Annotated in this window: 1 protein-coding gene and 2 pseudogenes; all 3 read left to right on the top strand. The window is 71.5% G+C overall.

What is annotated here, in order from left to right:
* Positions 1-638: class I SAM-dependent methyltransferase (locus tag Q0C12_RS14850; RefSeq protein ID WP_290891566.1), on the top strand; the 638-nt coding region annotated here is incomplete at its 5' end.
* A pseudogene (locus Q0C12_RS14845) lies at positions 635-1,096 on the top strand (class I SAM-dependent methyltransferase); the annotation flags it as partial. The gene Q0C12_RS14850 and the pseudogene Q0C12_RS14845, both read left to right, overlap by 4 nt.
* A gap of 1,020 nt (positions 1,097-2,116) precedes the next feature.
* Positions 2,117-2,578: pseudogene (locus Q0C12_RS14840) on the top strand (glycoside hydrolase family 99-like domain-containing protein); the annotation flags it as partial.

Below are 2,578 nucleotides of genomic sequence, written 5' to 3'. Positions count from 1 at the left end.
ACGTTGGTCTCGGGGGACGCCGACGGATCCGGGACCCGGAGCAGTTGATGCACAAGAGTTCCTACCAGCACATGCAGCGCCTGGTCTCGACCCACCTCGCCCCCGGCAGCACGCTGAAGGTGGTGGACATCGGTGCCTACGACGTCAACGGCTCCTACCGGACGCTGTTCACCGAACCGGGCTGGCAGTACACCGGCGTCGACCTCGAGGCCGGCCCCGGCGTGGACGTGGTGCTGGACTCGCCGTACCGGCTTCCCTTCGGCACCGGCTCGGTGGACGTGGTGGTGTCCGGCCAGGCCTTCGAGCACATCGAACACTTCTGGATGACCTGGCTCGAGATGCAGCGCGTGCTCAGGCCCGGCGGGCTGGTGTTCCTGATCGCGCCCTCGCGCGGGCCCGAGCACCGCTACCCGCAGGACTGCTGGCGCTTCTACCCGGACGGCTACCGTGCGCTGGCGAAGCTGGGCGATTTCGAACTGGTCGAGGTCCACACCGACTGGGAGCCGCACGAAGACCCCGGCAGCGCGCCCTGGGGCGACACCGTGGGCGTGTTCCGTTCGCGCGGCATGGGCTGGCGCCGGCGCCTGGGCTATTGGCTGGCCCGCACCGGGCTGGCCATGCAGGAGTCGCGTGCATGAGCGTGATCCCGGCCAGCGCCAGTCTGTCGATGGTGCCCGAGGACCTGCTGCCCAGCGCCTGGACCGGCCACGTCCCGTTCGCCTTCTGGCTGGTCGAGGCGCTGCGGCCCGCGATCCTGGTCGAGCTGGGTACGCACAACGGTACGTCCTTCCTCGCTTTCTGCCAGGCGATCAAGGCGCAGGGGGTGCCGGGCAAGGCCTTTGCCGTCGATACCTGGCAGGGCGATGAGCAGGCCGGACACTACGGCGACGAAGTGCACGACCGGCTGGAAGCCGTGGTGGTGGCCAAGTACGCCGGCTTCGCGCAGCTGATGCGCATGCGGTTCGACGAGGCCGCGCCTTACTTCTCCGACGGCAGCATCGACCTGCTGCACATCGATGGCCTGCATACCTACGAAGCGGTGCGCCACGACTTCGAGACCTGGCTGCCGAAGCTGTCGCGCCGCGGCGTGGTGATCTTCCACGACACCATGGTGCGGGAGCGGGAGTTCGGCGTCTGGAAGCTCTGGGAGGCGCTGCGCGATCGCTACCCGTCGTTCGAGTTCCGGCATACGCACGGGCTGGGCGTGCTGCTGGTGGGCGACCAGCCACCGGCGTCGCTGCTGGCACTGGCCGCCGCGTCCGGGACGCCCGAGGGGGCGGTGGTCTCCGACCTGTTCCATGCCCTGGGCCAGCGTTTCGGCCTGCTCGAGCGCATTGCGCAGGTCGAGGCACGCAGCGCCGAGGCGGTGCAGCACGCCGCCAACTACAAGCTCATGTTCGAGAACGCCGACGCCGGCTTGCGCCGGGCGATGGATAGCCTGGCGGCGCAGCTCGAGTCGCAGCGGCAGGAAGTGGGGTCGGCCGCGGCGCAGATCACGGGGCTGATGGCGGCGTGCGACGCGATGCGCACCGAAGTCCGCGTGAGCCTGTCGGTGGCGCGCGAGCGGCTGGGGTTGGCCGCCTCCGCGAAGGATGCCGCCGAGCCGGCGCAGGCGTTCGCGGCCTTCCTTGAAGACCTGCGCTCGCAGCTCGAACAGCAGGCGGCCGACGCCCAGGCCCGGCATGCCGCCGACCTCGCCGCCGCGCGCACCCGGTTCGAGCAGGACCTGGCCAGCGCCCGGGCCGAATCCCGGGCCGCGGCCGCGGCGGCCCAGGCGGACCACCAGGCCGCGCTGGCCGCCCTTCGCGCCGACTTGCGCGAGCGGGAATCGCGGCTGCGCGACCTGCGTGCGCAGCTGGACCTGCGCGAGCGCGAAGTGCGGCAACTGGTCAGCAGCAAGAGCTGGCGCATCACGACGCCGATGCGCTGGCTGCGCGGCGCGTGGACGGCGCTGGCGAAAGGCGGCCCGTTGCCGGGCTACGCGGCCATGCGCGGCCTGCCGGGACTGGACGGGCGCCGGGACGACGAAGCCCGCCCGGCCTCGAGCGAACCGGCGCCGGCCGGGGCCACGGCCGACTACCTGCGGGACCTGTTCGCGGATGCGCCGTCGCGGCGCGCGCCGGGCTACCTCGGCCCGGAGTCGGCCCCCGCGTCTCCGCCGGCCCGAGTGCGCGCCAAGGCGATCGCGTTCTACCTCCCGCAGTTCCACGTCTTCCCGGAGAACGAGGCCTGGTGGGGCCCCGGGTTCACCGAGTGGACCAACGCCACGCGCGCGGTTCCGCAGTTCGTCGGGCACGAGCAGCCGCAGCTGCCGTCCGACCTGGGCTTCTACGACCTGCGCGTGCCCGGGGTGATGCAGCGCCAGGTCGCGCTTGCGCGCCTGTACGGCATCCACGCGTTTTGCTTCCACTACTACTGGTTCGGCGGCAAGCGCCTGATGGAGGCGCCGCTGGAAAGCTTCCTGGCGCAGCCCTCGATCGATTTCCCGTTCTGCCTGTGCTGGGCGAACGAGAACTGGACCCGGCGCTGGGATGGCCGCGACGACGAGGTGCTCATCTCGCAGGAGCACGGGCCGGAG

This window comes from Arenimonas sp. (assembly GCF_022842045.1).
GTDB lineage: Bacteria > Pseudomonadota > Gammaproteobacteria > Xanthomonadales > Xanthomonadaceae > Arenimonas.
Note: the sequence above shows the minus strand (reverse complement) of the source record. Positions and strands in the feature narration are given on the sequence as shown.